The 16,080-nt window shown below is 65.7% G+C and carries 18 protein-coding genes; 13 read left to right on the top strand and 5 right to left on the bottom strand.

Annotated features, from left to right (window positions below):
• Nucleotides 1-163: 163 nt before the first annotated feature.
• The 6 genes from ACYVD7_RS00090 (at nucleotide 164) to ACYVD7_RS00065 (ending at nucleotide 5,347) form a co-directional block, all read left to right on the top strand.
• On the top strand, nucleotides 164-1,060 hold the full coding sequence (locus tag ACYVD7_RS00090) for a lytic transglycosylase domain-containing protein (RefSeq protein ID WP_460757893.1): 897 nt from the start codon (nucleotides 164-166) through the stop codon (nucleotides 1,058-1,060).
• Between the two features lie 251 nt (nucleotides 1,061-1,311).
• A complete protein-coding gene (gene petA / locus ACYVD7_RS00085) occupies nucleotides 1,312-1,929 on the top strand; it encodes a ubiquinol-cytochrome c reductase iron-sulfur subunit (RefSeq protein WP_460757892.1) in 618 nt (205 codons plus the stop codon).
• Between the two features lie 3 nt (nucleotides 1,930-1,932).
• Nucleotides 1,933-3,192, top strand: coding sequence for a cytochrome b (locus tag ACYVD7_RS00080; RefSeq protein ID WP_460757890.1), 1,260 nt, complete (start codon nucleotides 1,933-1,935; stop codon nucleotides 3,190-3,192).
• Nucleotides 3,185-3,934 carry a cytochrome c1 gene (locus ACYVD7_RS00075; protein WP_460757888.1) on the top strand — a complete coding sequence of 250 codons (750 nt, stop codon included), beginning with the start codon at nucleotides 3,185-3,187 and terminating at the stop codon, nucleotides 3,932-3,934. Before ACYVD7_RS00080 ends, ACYVD7_RS00075 begins: the two co-directional genes overlap by 8 nt.
• A 173-nt stretch (nucleotides 3,935-4,107) precedes the next feature.
• Nucleotides 4,108-4,743: a glutathione S-transferase N-terminal domain-containing protein gene (locus tag ACYVD7_RS00070; protein ID WP_460757886.1), complete on the top strand. Its 636-nt coding sequence runs from the start codon at nucleotides 4,108-4,110 to the stop codon at nucleotides 4,741-4,743.
• 118 nt (nucleotides 4,744-4,861) lie between these two features.
• Nucleotides 4,862-5,347 carry a ClpXP protease specificity-enhancing factor gene (locus tag ACYVD7_RS00065; protein WP_460757883.1) on the top strand — a complete coding sequence of 162 codons (486 nt, stop codon included), beginning with the start codon at nucleotides 4,862-4,864 and terminating at the stop codon, nucleotides 5,345-5,347.
• Nucleotides 5,348-5,447: 100 nt separating this feature from the next.
• Here the strand turns inward: ACYVD7_RS00065 and ACYVD7_RS00060 are convergent, their stop codons facing one another.
• Nucleotides 5,448-5,771 (bottom strand): DUF3301 domain-containing protein, encoded by a 324-nt coding sequence (locus tag ACYVD7_RS00060; protein ID WP_460757881.1) that lies wholly within the window; start codon nucleotides 5,769-5,771, stop codon nucleotides 5,448-5,450.
• A gap of 66 nt (nucleotides 5,772-5,837) precedes the next feature.
• Here ACYVD7_RS00060 and ACYVD7_RS00055 point away from each other — a divergent pair, with 66 nt between their 5' ends.
• Entirely contained in the window at nucleotides 5,838-6,632 is a 795-nt protein-coding gene (locus ACYVD7_RS00055) for an FHA domain-containing protein (protein WP_460757879.1), read from the top strand.
• A gap of 115 nt (nucleotides 6,633-6,747) precedes the next feature.
• Here the strand turns inward: ACYVD7_RS00055 and nadC are convergent, their stop codons facing one another.
• Together nadC and ACYVD7_RS00045 are read right to left on the bottom strand one after the other, a co-directional pair.
• A complete protein-coding gene (nadC, locus tag ACYVD7_RS00050; RefSeq protein ID WP_460757878.1) occupies nucleotides 6,748-7,644 on the bottom strand; it encodes a carboxylating nicotinate-nucleotide diphosphorylase in 897 nt (298 codons plus the stop codon).
• Complete coding sequence (locus tag ACYVD7_RS00045; RefSeq protein ID WP_460757876.1) at nucleotides 7,641-7,910, bottom strand: Trm112 family protein; 270 nt, start codon at nucleotides 7,908-7,910, stop codon at nucleotides 7,641-7,643. Before ACYVD7_RS00045 ends, nadC begins: the two co-directional genes overlap by 4 nt.
• Before the next feature lie 198 nt (nucleotides 7,911-8,108).
• Here ACYVD7_RS00045 and purE point away from each other — a divergent pair, with 198 nt between their 5' ends.
• From purE to ACYVD7_RS00030, 3 genes are all read left to right on the top strand, one after another.
• Nucleotides 8,109-8,630: a 5-(carboxyamino)imidazole ribonucleotide mutase gene (purE, locus tag ACYVD7_RS00040; RefSeq protein WP_460757874.1), complete on the top strand. Its 522-nt coding sequence runs from the start codon at nucleotides 8,109-8,111 to the stop codon at nucleotides 8,628-8,630.
• A 10-nt stretch (nucleotides 8,631-8,640) separates the two neighbouring features.
• Entirely contained in the window at nucleotides 8,641-9,786 is a 1,146-nt protein-coding gene (locus tag ACYVD7_RS00035; protein WP_460757873.1) for a 5-(carboxyamino)imidazole ribonucleotide synthase, read from the top strand.
• Nucleotides 9,787-9,981: 195 nt separating this feature from the next.
• The gene (locus ACYVD7_RS00030) at nucleotides 9,982-12,621 is read left to right on the top strand and encodes an ATP-binding protein (protein WP_460757870.1); all 2,640 of its coding nucleotides are present in this window, start codon (nucleotides 9,982-9,984) and stop codon (nucleotides 12,619-12,621) included.
• Between the two features lie 128 nt (nucleotides 12,622-12,749).
• On the opposite strand, the gene ACYVD7_RS00025 is transcribed toward ACYVD7_RS00030, so the two are convergent.
• Entirely contained in the window at nucleotides 12,750-13,028 is a 279-nt protein-coding gene (locus ACYVD7_RS00025) for a DUF4242 domain-containing protein (RefSeq protein ID WP_460757869.1), read from the bottom strand.
• A gap of 364 nt (nucleotides 13,029-13,392) precedes the next feature.
• Here ACYVD7_RS00025 and ACYVD7_RS00020 point away from each other — a divergent pair, with 364 nt between their 5' ends.
• On the top strand, nucleotides 13,393-13,818 hold the full coding sequence (locus ACYVD7_RS00020) for a hypothetical protein (RefSeq protein WP_460757867.1): 426 nt from the start codon (nucleotides 13,393-13,395) through the stop codon (nucleotides 13,816-13,818).
• Nucleotides 13,819-13,903: 85 nt separating this feature from the next.
• Here the strand turns inward: ACYVD7_RS00020 and ACYVD7_RS00015 are convergent, their stop codons facing one another.
• Nucleotides 13,904-14,482: a superoxide dismutase gene (locus tag ACYVD7_RS00015; RefSeq protein WP_460757865.1), complete on the bottom strand. Its 579-nt coding sequence runs from the start codon at nucleotides 14,480-14,482 to the stop codon at nucleotides 13,904-13,906.
• Between the two features lie 170 nt (nucleotides 14,483-14,652).
• Here ACYVD7_RS00015 and grxD point away from each other — a divergent pair, with 170 nt between their 5' ends.
• Entirely contained in the window at nucleotides 14,653-14,973 is a 321-nt protein-coding gene (gene grxD, locus ACYVD7_RS00010) for a Grx4 family monothiol glutaredoxin (RefSeq protein WP_460757864.1), read from the top strand.
• Entirely contained in the window at nucleotides 14,970-15,710 is a 741-nt protein-coding gene (locus tag ACYVD7_RS00005; RefSeq protein ID WP_460757862.1) for an SDR family NAD(P)-dependent oxidoreductase, read from the top strand. Before grxD ends, ACYVD7_RS00005 begins: the two co-directional genes overlap by 4 nt.
• Nucleotides 15,711-16,080: the final 370 nt, after the last annotated feature.

Raw genomic sequence — 16,080 nt, 5'->3', positions numbered from 1 at the left:
GGCGCAATTGTAAGGGCGGCCGCTGGCCGTTGTGGTCCGTCGAGCCCGTTCCCGCCAGGTGTGGATGGCCGGATTTTTTGGCCCCGGCACAAAGTTGACGCCGGTCGCGTTCATACAAATCAATGGCTTGTAAAGCATTTCGAATGGGGGGATAGTCGCGCCCATGAAGGGGACCAGGGGAATTCTGATCACGCTTTGCGCGCTGGCATCGACGCCAGCGTGGGCGGGTTCTCTTTACCGCTGCGAGAGCGCCGACGGGAGTCGGGCGTATTCGAGCAAGCCGGTTCCGCACGCCAAGTGCTCGGTCATCAATTATCAGGCCGCGAAGGCCGCGCCGGCACCGGCACGTCCGGCTGTCGGTAACGCGACGCCTGCCATGACGGTTGCTGGTTCCCCGGCCCAGGTGGCGCCGGCTGGCAACGCCCCCATGAAGGCAAAGTTCGTCCGCATGGGGTCGACGCTGACCTATTCGTACATCGATGCCAGGGGTGTGCGGAATTACAGCAACATCCGGCCCAAGGGCGTGGCCAACGTCAAGGTGACGCGGGTCGATTTCCCGATCTTCCAGATCGAGAACTGTTACGCATGCGGTGCGTTGCCGGGAGTCAACTTCGGCAAGCTCAAGCTGAATACGGCCGCCTACAGTTCCGAAATCGCTGCTGCCGCGGCCCAGTTCGGGGTCGAGGAAGCGATCGTGCGCGCCATCATCCATGCCGAGTCGTCCTACAACCCCGGCGCGCTGTCGCGCGTGGGTGCCCAGGGCCTCATGCAGCTGATGCCGGCCACGGCGCGGCGATTCGGCGTCGCCAATGCCTTTGACCCCGCCCAGAACATCCGCGGCGGCGTGCAGTACCTGAGCTGGTTGCTCAAGCGCTTCAACGGCGACCTGAAACTGGCTGCCGCCGGCTACAACGCCGGTGAAGGCGCGGTCGACAAGTACAAGGGCGTTCCCCCGTACTCCGAGACCCAGCGCTACGTACAGCGTGTGGCCGTGCTGGCCGAGCGTTATCGCGGCGCCACTTCGGTGGCCAGCGCGGGTGGGGCTTCGGGTTCGCGCTGACTCCGCTGCGATTTTCCGGTCTGTCGAAGGCCGCGGAACCCGTCCTGACCTGTTCAATCCCGACACGAACGCCTGATCCGGCGTCAGATCCGTGCCAAACCATGGCCGATGTCCCGATTCCCCGACCTGGCCGGATTGTCGGGTCATTCACCGTTCCGTTACACTTCGCCGTCTTTTTGAGCCGCTAGTCGTCGCCCCAGGGCGCATGGCTATGCGGTGAACTTCGTTTTTCAAGCTTCACGGAGTGCCGGATGGCCAACCAAGGGGACAGCCCTGCCAATCAGGGCCGCCGCCGTTTCCTGACCGCGACCACAGCTGTGGTCGGTGCAGTCGGGGCGGGTTTTGCGGCGGTACCGTTCATCAAATCGTGGAATCCGAGTGCCCGGGCCAAGCTGGCCGGTGCTCCGATCACGGTCGACATCACTGGCCTGGTGGAAGGCCAGCGCATGATCCAGGAATGGCGCGGTCAGCCGATCTGGATCGTGAAGCGCTCCAAGGCGATCCTCGATGCGCTGCCGACGCTGGACAATCGCCTGCGCGATCCCAAGTCGGACAACGCGGACCAGCAGCCGGCCTACATCAAGAAGGCCAGCCCGGAACTGCGCTCGATCAAGCCGGAAATCTCCGTGCTGGTCGGCCTGTGCACCCATCTGGGCTGCTCGCCGGAACTGAAGGCTGAGATCCGCCCCGAGCCGTTCGATCCGGAATGGAAGGGTGGCTACTTCTGCCCCTGCCACAAGTCGCGCTTCGACATGGCCGGTCGCGTGTTCCAGGGCGTGCCTGCGCCGACCAATCTCAAGGTCCCGCCGCACTACTACGAAAACGACACCACGATCGTCATCGGTGTCGACCCGAAGGGAGCTGCGTAAGCCATGGCGAACATCATCACTCGTGCCGCCTGTGGCGTGATGGACTGGGTCAACGAGCGTGCGCCGGCAATGATGCCGGTCTATCGCAAGCACATGACCGAGTACTACGCGCCGAAGAATTTCAACTTCTGGTACATCTTCGGTGTGCTGTCGATCGTGGTCCTGGCCAACCAGATCCTGACCGGCATCTTCCTGACGATGCACTTCAAGCCCAGCGCAACCGAAGCCTTCGCTTCGGTCGAATACATCATGCGCGACGTCGAATGGGGCTGGCTGATCCGCTACATGCACTCCACTGGCGCGTCGATGTTCTTCATCGTCGTGTACATCCACATGTTCCGCGGCCTGATGTACGGCTCGTACAAGAAGCCGCGCGAACTGGTGTGGATCCTGGGCATGCTCATCTACCTCGTGCTGATGGCCGAAGCCTTCATGGGCTACGTGCTGCCGTGGGGCCAGATGTCGTTCTGGGGCGCCAAGGTGATCATCTCGCTGTTCGGCGCGATCCCGGTCATCGGCAACGGCCTGACCGAATGGATCATGGGCGACTACCTGCCCGGCGACGCGACGCTGAACCGCTTCTTCGCCCTGCACGTGATCGCGCTGCCGCTGGTACTGCTGCTGCTGGTCGTCCTGCATATCGGCGCGCTGCATGAAGTCGGGTCGAACAACCCCGACGGCGTCGAGATCAAGAAGGGCCCGAAGGGCAACCGCTGGGACGCCAACAAGCCCGCCGACGGCATTCCGTTCCACCCGTACTACACGGTGAAGGACACCTTCTACGTGGGCGGCTTCCTGGTGATCGCGGCGTTCATCATCTTCTTCGCGCCTGCGTTCGGTGGCTGGTTCCTCGAGCACGACAACTTCACCGAGGCCAACCGCCTGGTGACCCCGGAGCACATCAAGCCGGTGTGGTACTACACCCCGTACTACGCGATGCTCCGCGTCATCCCGCACAAGCTCTCGGGCGTTGTCGTGATGTTCGCGGCGATCGCGGTGCTGTTCCTGGTGCCGTGGCTGGACCGCTCCAAGGTGAAGTCGGTGCGTTACCGCGGCCTGTGGACCAAGGGCATGCTCGCGCTGCTGGCGGTCTGCTTCGTGTGGCTGGGCAAGATCGGCGCCGGTCCGGGTACCGATCCGGTCGAGACGATCATCGGCCGCGTGCTGACCTTCCTGTATTTCACCTTCTTCATCACGATGCCGCTGTGGTCGGCCATCGACAAGACCAAGCCGGTGCCGGAACGGGTGACGACGCATGACTAAGAAGAATTTCGTCCGTGCCCTGACCGGCCTGGTGGCGGGGCTGCTGGTCAGCGCCGCGGCGCTGGCCAACGAAGGCGGCAACCTGATGCAGTCGGGCACCGACCTGGGCGACCGCCAGTCGCTGCAGCGCGGCGCCGCGCTGTACATGAACTACTGCTCGGGCTGCCACTCGCTCAAGTACCTGCGCTATTCGCGCATGGCCGAAGACTTGGGCCTGACCGAAGAAGAGGTGATGCAGAACCTCAACTTCACCGGCGCCAAGTACGGCGAGCAGATCGGTGTCAGCCTCAAGGAAGCCGACGCGGCCAAGTGGTTCGGCAAGATGCCGCCGGATCTCAGCCTGATCGCGCGGGTTCGCGGCAGCAACTGGATCTACACGTACCTCAAGTCCTTCTACCTGGACGAGTCGCGGCCGCTGGGCTGGAACAACAAGCTGTTCCCGAACGCCTCGATGCCGAACCCGTTGTGGCAGATGCAGGGCCTGCAGCACGCCGAATACGGCGAAGCGGATCCCAAGACGGGCGACCGTCCGGTCCATGGCCTGAAGATCACCCAGCCCGGTTCGGTTTCGCCGGAGAAGTACGACCAGACCGTGCGCGACATCACCACCTTCCTTGAGTACGCCGGTGAGCCGGCCGCCCTCAAGCGCGAAGGGATGGGGGTATGGGTCGTCCTGTTCCTCGTGTTCTTCACCTTCCTTGCCTGGATGCTGAAGACCGAATACTGGAAGGACGTGCACTGAGACTTGCCCGAAACGCCCGGCCCCGTGCCGGGCGTTCCGTATCCGACGTCCGGCCGCCGAATCATTGGGGTAGCGACTTTTTCGGGCGGTGACGCTAGTCTCAAGGATGGTGGCGACCGCCCTGAACGGGACAGGATCGCCAGTTGTGATCGGTGTAGCGGGAGCGATCGATGATGGCGGCTAGTCCACGTATGCGTAATGCCCTGACCCTGTTTTCCTCCACCGACTGCGTGCTGTGTCATCGCGTGCGGTTGGTCCTGGCGGCGAAGGGTGTCACTTACGACCTGATTCCGGTTGATCCGCAGAATCCGCCGGAAGACCTGGTCGATCTCAACCCCTACCACTCGGTGCCGACGCTGGTCGAACGCGATCTGGTGCTCTACGCCGCCAGCGTCGTCAGCGAATACCTGGACGAGCGTTATCCGCATCCGCCGCTGATGCCGGTCGATCCGCTGTCGCGCGCGCGCCTGCGCCTGGCGATGCTGCGCCTTGAGCACGACTGGGTCCCGCAGGTGCAGGCCATCCAGCTGGGCAACAAGGTCCAGGCCGAGGCCGGCCGCAAGCGACTCAAGGAACTGCTCACCGCCTCGGTGCCGCTGTTCAAGGCGAGCAAGTTCTTCCTCAACCCGGAAATGAGCCTGGCCGATTGCGCCATGGCCCCGATCATCTGGCGCCTGCCGGCGCTGGGTGTGCCGCTGCCGAAGGATGGCAAGGTGATCGAGGACTACGGCAATCGCATCTTCCGCAACCCGGGCTTCACCCGCAGCCTGACCGACGCCGAGCGCAAGCTGCGCGACGTGCCAGCCTGAGGCGGACAGGGACGCCCCCTGTAGCTGAGATGGCCCGCCGTCGTCCCACAACCGAAGAGGCCCGGAATTCCGGGCCTTTTCGCGTTTCATGGCTGCAGCAGGGCGCTACACTTCCGGCATGAGTGAAGACAGCAACACGATGACCAGCCACCGTCCGTACCTGCTACGGGCGCTGTACGAGTGGATAGCCGACAACGGCATGACGCCCCACCTGCTGGTCGATGCCACCCGCCCCATGGTCCAGGTGCCGACCCATGCGGTGAAGGACGGCCGCATCGTGCTCAACGTCGCCGAACGCGCCGTCGCCGGACTGCAGATGACCAACGACGTGATCCGCTTCAGCGCGCGCTTCGGCGGCGTGAGCCACTCGGTATCCGTGCCGGTTTCAGCGGTGCTGGCGATCTACGCGCGGGAAACCGGACAGGGCATGGCGCTGCCGGAGGACTCCCTGCCTGCCGGCGCCGACCAATCCGACGACGCCGTCGAGGAACAACAGGTCGCCGGACCGCTGAGTGCCGTCCCGGACGATCCCGCACCGGATGACGGTGGCGAGCCGCCGACGCCTTCCCCGCGCCGCAGCGGTCACCTGCGCATCGTGAAGTGACGCCGGGCCTGCGCGCGTCGCGCGCAGCGCTGACAAGTCGCAATTTAGTATCCCCGGCTGGCGACTTCGCAGTCGCGAGCTTCCTGGGGATCCGCAGCCGTCAGTGCAGCTGCGCCACCGACGGCATCACCGGTCCGCTGAAGGACACCAGCTTCTCGCCCCGCAACACCATGCGGCCGATATGGCGGTCTTCGCCGTCGTGTGAGTAGTCGAAGCGGAAGGTGCGTTCGAAACCCAGGCGGCCGTTCTCATGCCGGCAGATGCGCAGGCCGATGGCATGCACGCTGTGGTCCAGCCACTGCACGCCGGCGATGTGACAGGCATCACGGCCCAGGGTTTCGGCGCGTTCGGCGGCGGCGCGGCTGGAGTTCCAGAACGCGAACGCCATCGCAGACGCAATCATCAGGAGGATTAGAGTTGGCATCGATCTTGAGTGGTGGCCCACAATAGGCATCACAAGTCTACGTTCGCCGGGAGGGGGCTACGTACTATGAAATTGGTCTTTCCGGGTGGGGAGCACCCGCAAGTCCTGCTGGGGCCGGGCGTCAATCGCGTCGGTTCCGATCCGCAGTCGAACATCGTCCTGGACAGGCCCGGCGTATTGCCGCAGCACTGCCAGCTGCACGTGAGTGCCACGGGGGTGATGCTGGAAGTGCCCAACGGCACCACGGTCAGCGTCAATGGGCGCCGGGTCGACGGCCTGATCGCGTTGCGTCCAGGGGACAACGTGAAGTTCGACCATGTGCTGGCGCGACTGGCGTCGATGGACGCCGCGATGGGATCGCGCAAGTCCGAGGGGGGAGCCTCGGGCCTGCCGAACGCGGCCAACGATGACCCCGGCGTCACCGCCGTGCGTGCTGTACTGCCGAGGTATGTGCTTCGCGGCGTCACGGGCGGAGCCTTCGGTCGCAGCTATCCGCTGGAGGGGGCAAGTACCCTCGGCCGTTCGCCCGAATGCGCCATCCACATCAACGATCCGAGCCTCTCGCGCGTGCACGCGCGCCTGGTCCCGGGCGAGGACGGCGTGATCATCGAAGACCTGGGTTCCGCCAACGGCACCTTCATCAACGATCGCCGGGTAGTGCGCGAGAAGTGCCGCCTGGGCGACGAAATCGGCTTCGACAAGCTGCGCTTCCGTCTCGTCGGCGCGGGCAGCCCGGAGCCGCAACAGGTCGAGGCCATCCGCCCGGCGACCACCCAGGTGCGCAGCAACAGTCATTTGTGGCTGATCGGCCTGGTCGTGGTGTCCGTGGTGGCTGCAGTGGCGACCATCTCGCTGCAGTGACGGTCGTTTAGTGGGGTGTGGCGCACTGAATAAGTGTGGCAATTCGCGGCGACAGTTACGCAATGAAAAAGGGCACCGACCGGTGCCCTTTTTTTGCCTGCATCGAGGCCGCGCCTCAGCCCATCGGTGGCGGTCCGAGCTTGAGCGACAGGTCGATCGCGCGCACGTGCTTGGTGAGCCCGCCGATCGAAATGCAGTCCACGCCATCCTGGGCGATCGCACGCAGCGTGGTCATGTCGACGCTGCCGGAGACCTCCAGCGGGATGCGCCGGTTGAATTCCGGGCCGGACGCGATGCGGACGGCCTCGCGGCGCATGGCCGGGTCGAAATCGTCGATCAGGATACGGTCGCATCCTTCGTGCAGGGCCTCCAGCAACTGCTCGATCGATTCGACTTCAACGATCAGCGGCAACTCCGGGTGCATCGCGCGCGCCGCGCGGATCGCCGCGGTGATCGAGCCGGCGGCACGCACGTGGTTTTCCTTCAACATCACCGCATCGAACAGCCCGATGCGATGGTTCACGCCGCCGCCCACGCGCACGGCGTACTTCTGCGCCAGGCGCAATCCGGGAATCGTCTTGCGTGTATCGAGGATCTTCGCGTCGGTGCCGGCGACGGCGTCGACATAACTGGCGGTGGTTGTCGCGGTGCCCGACAAGGTCTGCAGGAAGTTCAGCGAAGCGCGCTCGGCACTGACCAGTGAACGCGCGCGGCCCTGCAGCGTGGCCAGCACCGTGCCCTTTTTCACGCGCTCGCCTTCCGCGACGCGCCAGTCGATGCGCACATCCGGATCCAGCGCGCGGTGACAGGCGTCGAACCACGGACGTCCGCACACCACGGCGTCTTCCTTGCACAGCACGTAGGCGCTGTCGGCGATGTCGGGCAGCAGCGCCGCGGTGACATCGCCGCTGCCGAGGTCTTCCGACAGGGCGCGGGCGACATCGGCTTCGATCACGTCCGCCGGCGGCGGTGCGAACTCGCTTGCGGCGGCGGTCCCGGCAGGCGCACTCATGCGCTGGGGAAGCCGTCGACCTGGGCCGTGGCGATCGCTTCTTCCGCCAGCAGCACCGGGATGCCGTCGTCGACGCGGTAAAGCGTCTTGCGGTCGCGGGTGACGAGGGCTTCGCGCACCGCGTCGGATTGCGTGGCGCTGTCGCCACGGACGACGCCGCCCGCAGCAATGGCAGCGTTCAGCGCCTGCAGGCCGCGGCTGTCGAGCAGCACGAGTGGCTGGCGGGTGATGGGGCAGACGAGCAGGTCGAGCAGCTTGCGATCCATGGATTGGCCGGTTCGCCCGTGACGCGGGCGGTAGTGGGACAGTCGCGCCGGAGCGCGGTGAAGGGAGTCGTCGGTTCGCCGCCTCGGGCCGGAACTGGAACAACACCGCGCCATGATGGCGCCCGCTCCCGGCGGCCAGCCCACGTCGCGGCAGGCGACTTCCACCGGTAGAATACCGTTTTGACGCTGGAATCCGTCATGGCAGCTTCCGGGGACACCACGCCCGCCGCCGAAAATCCGCTGGTCGGCATCGTCATGGGCTCGCGCTCGGACTGGGAAACGATGCAGCACGCCGCCGCCCGCCTCGAAGCGCTGGGCGTGCCGCACGAAGTACGCGTCGTTTCCGCACACCGCACACCCGATGTCCTGTTCTCGTATGCCGAACAGGCGGCCGGTCGCGGCCTGCGCGCGATCATCGCCGGCGCCGGTGGCGCCGCGCACCTGCCGGGCATGATCGCGGCCAAGACCGCCGTGCCAGTGCTGGGCGTGCCGGTGCAGAGCAAGGCGCTCAACGGCATGGATTCGCTGCTGTCGATCGTGCAGATGCCGGCCGGGATTCCGGTTGCCACGTTCGCCATTGGCAACGCCGGTGCGGCGAACGCGGGCCTGTTCGCAGCCGCGTTGCTTGCCAATGACTTCCCCGCGATTGCGCAGGCCCTGCACGCGTTCCGCGCCAAGCAGACCGACGACGTCATGGCCAACGACGATCCGCGCAAGTGAGCCGCACGCAATGACGACCGTCGGAATCCTCGGTGGCGGGCAGCTGGCCCGCATGATGGCGCTTTCCGGTGCACCGCTGGGCCTGCGTTTCCTGGTGATGGACACCGTCGCCGACGCCTGCGCCGGCCAGTTCGCGCCGCTGATCGTGGGCGACTGGCGCGATGAAAAAGCGCTGGGCGAATTCGCCTCGAAGGTGGATGTCGCCACGTTCGACTTCGAGAACGTCCCAGCCGAATCCGCGCACTGGCTCACCGAACACGTCACCGTGTTCCCGAACCCGCGCGCGCTGGGCGTCGCGCAGGATCGACTTGCCGAAAAAACGCTGTTCCGTGAGCTCGGCATCCCGGTGCCGGACTTCGTCGACATCACTTCGCGCGAAACACTGGATGCGGCCGTCGCGCAGCTGGGCACGCCGTGCATCCTCAAGACCCGACGTCTGGGTTACGACGGCAAGGGCCAGTTCCGCATCAAGGCTCCGGCCGATGCCGATGCCGCGTGGGACGCACTCGGCGCACAGGCGCAGACGGTCGGCCTGATCCTGGAAGGCTTCGTCGCCTTCGAACGCGAGCTCAGCGTGGTGGCCGTGCGTGGCCGCGATGGCGAATTCCGCACGTGGCCACTCACCGAAAACTGGCACGTCGACGGCGTGCTCTCCGCCAGCCTGGCGCCGGCGAAGGTCGATGCCGCGATGGCGCAGACCGCATTCACCCACGCGAAGAAACTCGCGGAGGCGCTCGACTACGTCGGCGTGTTCGCGCTGGAACTGTTCTGCCGCAATGGCGAACTGCTGGCGAACGAACTTGCCCCACGCGTTCACAACTCCGGGCACTGGACCATCGAAGGCAGCGAAACCAGCCAGTTCCAGAACCACCTGCGGGCGGTATTGGGATTACCGCTCGGTGACACGCGAATGGTCGGTACGGCGTGCATGCTCAACTGGATCGGCGAGATGCCCGACGCGAGTGTCGTGCTGCGCGAAGCCGGCGGGCATTGGCATGACTACGGCAAGGAGTCGCGTGCGGGCCGCAAGGTTGGCCACGCGACGCTGCGCGCGGAATCCGGCGAGGATCTTGCGGCGACGCTGCAACGCGTCGGTACGGCGTTGGGCCGCGAGGCGCAGGTCGCGCCGGTAATCGCTGTACTGCGCACACGCTGAAGACACACGCCTTAATTGCCATCGGTTTCCGCCCTCGCGGAAACCGGACAGCCGCGCGTGGCCGGCTGGGTAGGGGCTTGCCGTTAACGCTGGCGAGACCTGCGATTGCGCGGCGCTGGACAGCTGTGCACCGCGCGAGGAGCATCGATACGACGTTGGTTGCCATGTCACGGACGGCGTTCCTCCGGGAGGCGCATGAACGGTCCAGTTTGCGAAGGCCAGGTGCCATCCGCGCCGGATGTGACCGCACAGCTGCAACGCGTGCTCGGCAGCGCCGAGTTCGCCAATTCGCCCATCCTCAGTCGCTTCCTGCGCTATGTCGTGGAGCACTCGCTCGCGGGCGATGACCGGGCGCTCAAGGAGTACACGCTGGGTATCGAGGTATTCGGGCGCGGCACGGATTTTGACCCACGCATCGACACCATCGTGCGCACGCATGCGCGCCGCCTGCGCGCGAAGCTCGAGGAGTACTACCGCGGCGCCGGCAGCAGCGACCCGGTCTTCATAGAAGTGCCCAAGGGACATTACGTTCCCGCGATGCGGCTGGTGCAGGAAGCGGACAGTGGACCTTCGCACGCGGAACGCACGGAACGTCTGAACCGACGCCAACCCGGCCTGCGCCTGCCTGCGCCGCGCGCCTCGCTGGTCGGGCGCGTCGCCGAACTGGACGAGCTGTGCGGGCTCCTGCTGCGCGATGACATCCGCCTGCTCACCGTCACTGGTGCAGGTGGCAGCGGCAAGACGCGACTGGCGTTGCAGGCGGCGTGGGACAGCGCGGACGAGTTCGAAGGCGGCGTCGTATTCGTGTCGTTGGCTGCAGCGTCCGACGTGGCAACCATGACCACCACGATTGCCTCTGCGCTCGAAGTGAGCCAGGGCGGCGGGCGCGCACTGGACGTTGCCATCAGCGAGCACCTGCGCCGTGAAACGACGAAGCCGACGCTGCTGGTCCTGGACAACTGCGAGCGGGTTTCCGCCGCCGTTTCACTCATCGGTGACTGGCTCGATGCCAGCGCGATGCTCAGGGTCCTGGCGACCAGCCGGGCCGCGCTGCGCATCTACGGCGAGCACGAATACCCGCTCGCACCGTTGCCGGTACCGGAATGCGATCCCTTGCCGCCACTGGAGGAACTCGCAGAGAACCCGGCGGTTGCGTTGTTCCTGCAGCGCGCCGCGGCAGCATCGCGCAACAGCCAGCTGACACCCGACAACGCCCGGGCCATCGCGGAGCTGTGCCGTCGGCTCGACGGATTGCCGTTGTCCATCGAACTGGTGTCGGCGCAGGCCGGAAACCTCACGCCGGCCGCCATGCTTGCGCGCTTCAGTGGGCACCTGGACCTGCCTGTGCACGTGGCGCGCGACATCCCGGAACGCCAGCGCACCCTGCGCCGCACGATGGACTGGAGCCACGAGCTGCTCGACGAATCCGAGCGCGTGCTATTCCGCAGACTGTCGGCATTCGTTGGCAGCTTCACCGCGGAGGCCGCGGAAGCCGTTGGAAATACCTCAGGCGACATCGAAGGCGGTGCCGATCCGGTACTGCAGGAGCTGGTGGCGAAAAGCCTGGTCTTCCCGCTGCGTGGCGATGAAGAGCCGCGTTACGCAATGCTCGAGGCGATTCGTGAATACGGGCGGGAGCGACTGGCGGCCAGCAGCGAGGAAGTGCGTGTACGCAGGGCGCATGCCGCGTATTGCCTGGTCCTGGCGGAGGAGGGCAACGCAGCCCTGTCGCAGTCGCAGCGGGAACAGTGGCTCGCGCGTTGCGACCTGGAGCATGGCAACTTCCTCGCTGCGATCAGCTGGCTGGTGCGGTGCGGGGAAAGGGCACGCGGGGGAATGGAGTGGGCCGCGCGCCTGGGCGTCGCCTTGTTCCCGTACTGGGAACGTCGCGAACACGTGGTTGAAGCCGAACGGCAACTGCGCGCGATCCTCGCCAAGTGCGATGCGGGCATGGACCACTCGCTGCGCGTGAACCTGACCAACTGCGCCGGTGCCATCGCAGGCATACGCGAACAGGCCGGGGAGTCCTGGCGGCTGACCGAGCAGGCGCTGGCGCTCAGTCGTGAAGCGAACGATGCGCGCGGTGCCGCCGCCAGCCTGAATTCGCTCGGCGTGCACCGGCAGTTCGCGGGGGACCTGGCCGGGGCGCGCGACTATTTCGAGCAGTCGCTGGAAACCTGCCGGCAGATCGGCGAGGGCAGGGAAATCGCCGGGGCGCTCAGCAACCTTGCCAACAACGACCTGTTGCAGGGCGACCACGTCGCCGCGCGCATCCGGCTGCAGGAGGCCCTGCAGTTGTTCAAGGCCGAGGGCGATCCGGTACTGGTTGCGTGGTGCCTGAACCACTTGGGCGACGTGGCCGCGGCCACCGATGGCGAAGAGGCCGAACGTCTCTATTGCGAAGCCGAAGCCATGTTCCGCAACGCAGGCGATGGCTGGGGCGTTGCGCGTTCATGCACCGACCGCGGGCACCTGGCCATCGTGCGGGGCGACCTGGAAGACGCCGGGTCGCGCTTCGTCGAGGCGCTGGGCCTGTTCCGTCAACTGCGGCACCGGCGCGGCATCGCCATCCTGCTGGAAGGCTGCGCGCAGCTCATGGCATTGCAGGGGCGCGCGGAACAGGCGCTGGTGATGGCCGGCGCAGCGAAACAGTTGCGCGACACCATCTCGGTTCCAGGGCGTTCCCTGCAGCAGGCGCGCCTGGAGCAGGCGCTTGCGCCGATCTGGCGCGATACAAACGCGGAAACCGCCGCGGCCCATTGGGCGCAGGGCGCAGCGATGCCGCTGGCGGCGGCGATCGGCTACGCGCTGTCGGCGGTCGGATCGAACGGCTGAATCATCGGTAGTCGAATCCGCGCGTCTGATTCGGCTGTGTTGAATCTTGCACTTGAAGGTGCCGCAAAAAAAAGTTCAGCCGTCATTCCCGCCTTCGCGGGAATGACGCAGCGTGAGTGGTACTTGAATCAACCGTACGAATCATTGGCAGGGTCAAGCATTCCACGCACCGCCGAAACACGATCCGCCGGCACGCCCAGCATGCGCGCGTGGTCGCGGATCAGGCTCTCGTCGGGCGCGAAGTAGATGCAGTAGATCTTGTCGTCGGTGACATAGCTGTGCATCCACTGGATGTCCGGCCCGAGCTCGCCGAGCACCGCCAGCGACTTCTCGGAAACGTCGCGAAGTTCGTCCTGGGTCATGCGTCCTGCGCCCGGGATCTCTCGCTCGATGACGAACTGCGGCATGTCGCCTCCTGTTGGACTGGGTCCTGGTTGAAGTCGCGGCGACTATAGCGCCGGCCCCCAGTCGCACCGGAGTGACATCCAAGAGTTCACGGTGAACCCCGGGGAATCCCTTTCCTGTCTCCCACGCGTTGCCCGAGGGTAGCGGCCGCTGCATACGGCCCACCGGGCATGCGGGTCAGGTCCCCGGCTGGTTCACCTCGCTGACCCTCGAATCAGGAGATTGCCATGCGTATTCATCGACTTGCGGCAGTTCGTCGAATTGTTGTCTTGACGTCGTTGTGCCTGACGTGGATGCCGTTCCTGGCCTTCGCCCATGACTCCGGCGAGCCGTACCAGGAAAACGACCTGACCACACCGCCACCAGTTGGCCGCACTCCGGGCGGCGACCGCGGCGTACCACGACTTCGATGCCGCCACGCAGGCCGGCCTATGGGATGTGCCGGTGCCGGGTGTCCTTGAATGCCTCGACGATCCCACCGGCGGGATGGGCTACCACTTCGTCAATCCCAACAATTTCGGCGTACTCGATCCCACCCGGCCGCAAGCCTTGATCTATGAGCCCGAAAAGGACGGGTCGATGCGGCTGGTAGCGGTGGAGTTCATCGTTCCGGACGGTGGCGCCCATGCGGATCAGCCGGACAGTCCGCCGCCACCTTCGTTGTTCGGGCAGTCGTTCCACTACAACAAGCGGTTCGATGTATGGGCCCTGCATGTATGGGCATGGCGCCACAACCCGTCGGGGCTGTTTGCCGACTGGAACCCCAACGTGAGCTGCCGCTACGAGTTCTGATTGCGCTGTCGTGCAGAACCTGCAAATGCCTGCAAATAAAAACGGCCGGGTCGCCCCGGCCGTTTTCAGTTTTACAGGTCCAGGCTCAGCGCATGTTCGATGCGACGAAGTCCCAGTTCACCAGGTTCCAGAACGACTCGACGTACTTCGGGCGGGCGTTGCGGTAGTCGATGTAGTAGGCGTGTTCCCACACGTCGCAAGTCAGCAGCGGCTTGTCATCGCCGGTGAGCGGAGTGGCGGCATTCGACGTGCTGGCCAGGGCCAGCGAACCATCCGGGCGCTGCACCAGCCAGCCCCAGCCCGAACCGAAGGTGCCGACGGTGACCTTGGTGAACTCTTCCTTGAACTTGGCGAAGTCGCCGAAGGCCTTGTTGATCGCATCGGCTAACTTGCCGGTGGGTTCGCCGCCGCCAGCCGGCTTCAGGCAGTTCCAGTAGAACGTGTGGTTCCAGATCTGCGCGGCGTTGTTGAACATGCCGCCCTGCGACTTGCGGATGATGTCCTCCAACGACATGTCGGCGAACTCGGTGCCCGCGATCATGTTGTTGAGGTTGGTCACGTACGCCTGGTGGTGCTTGCCGTAGTGGAAGTCGATCGTTTCGGCGGAGATATGCGGCTCCAGGCCGGTGCGGTCGTAGGGCAGGGCGGGCAGTTCGATGGCCATGTGGCTGGCTCCTTGGCTTGGTGTCAGGGGATCGCGGGGGCGGACCCGGGCAGATGCCGGTCGCGAACGCCGCGGCGGTACAATGGCCATTGTATCCCCACGTCCCGTTGCGCGGCCCTCCCGGCCGGCAACGCATCTTTGCAACACGTCATTGCAGGAGTCGTAGTCGAATGAGCGTCATGGAACGGATCCAGGCCGAAGTCGAAGGCCATCCGATCGTCCTCTTCATGAAGGGCACCGCGCAGTTCCCGATGTGCGGGTTCTCCAGCCGCACCGTGCAGGCGTTGAAGTCCGCCGGTGCCAGCCAGCTGTACACCATCAACGTGCTTGAAGATCCGGAAGTGCGCGCCAACCTGCCGCGCTTTTCCAACTGGCCGACCTTCCCGCAGTTGTTCATCAACGGCGAACTGATCGGTGGCTGCGACATCACGCTGGAACTGTTCGAATCGGGCGAACTCGCCCGCATGATCAGCGAAGCCCAGCAGCAGTGAGCCTGACCTTTGCAGCGCTGCCGGTCCTGGCGCTGAAAAGCCGGGTGGTATTGGTATCAGGCGCGGCCGGTGGGCTGGGCGCTGCCGCCAGCGTTGCCTGTGCACGCGCCGGCGCGACCGTGGTGCTGCTGGGGCGCAAGCTGCCTCGGCTCAATCGCGTTTACGACGCCGTGGCCGCTGCGGGCGCCGAACCGCTGCTGTATCCGTTGGACCTGGAAGGCGCTTCCGCCGACGACTACGCCGAGATGGCGCAGCGGATCGAGGAACAACTGGGACGACTGGACGGCGTGTTGCATTGCGCCGCCGATTTCCCCGGCCTGACCCCGCTGCCCCAGACCGACCCGGCGGCCTTTGCCCGCGCCATCCACGTCAACCTCACCGCGCGCTGGTGGCTGTCGCAGGCCTGCCTGCCGCTGCTGTCGAAGGCGGAGGATGCGGCGCTGGTGTTCGCGCTGGACGACCTGGACCGCGTCGGCGGCCCGTACTGGGGTGGCTACGGCCTGGCCCAGCACGGACTGGCGGCGATGGTAGGGATGCTCCAGGCGGAGCTGGCCAACTCGAAGATCCGCGTGTCCGGCCTGCAGCCCGGCCCGATGCGCACGCCGTTGCGCGCCAAGGCCTACGTCGAAGACGGCGACCACGCCGCCACCGATCCGGCGGACTACGCCCAGGCCTGCGTGACCCTGCTGTCGGCAGGCGGCGCGGAATACCGCGGCAAGGTGTTCCGGGCGGGTTGAGCCGCTCCGGATGCCGGGCGGAGTTAACCGGTAGGGCAGGACTTGGCCCGCAATCACCGGGACATGGCGGATCAAGATCCGCCCCTTGTCACTGGCGGCGATAGCCGCAATCCGGACGTAACCGATCGGCCCGTCGGGCGTCCTGTCGAACCTGCGACGACTTCGTTGACGCCAGCGATGGCCTCGTAGACCTCATCGAAAGGGTTCGCGGAGCTTCTCGAAGGGTTCGCGGAGCTTCTCGAAAGGTTCGCGGAGCTTCTCGAAAGGTTCGCGGAGCTTCTCGAAGGGTTCGCGGAGCTTCTCGAAGGGTTCGCGGAGCTTCTCGAAGGGTTCGCGGAGCTTCTCGAAGGGTTCGCGGAGCTTCTCGAAG

This window comes from Lysobacter fragariae (assembly GCF_054779775.1).
This window is presented reverse-complemented; position numbering and strand designations above follow the sequence as displayed.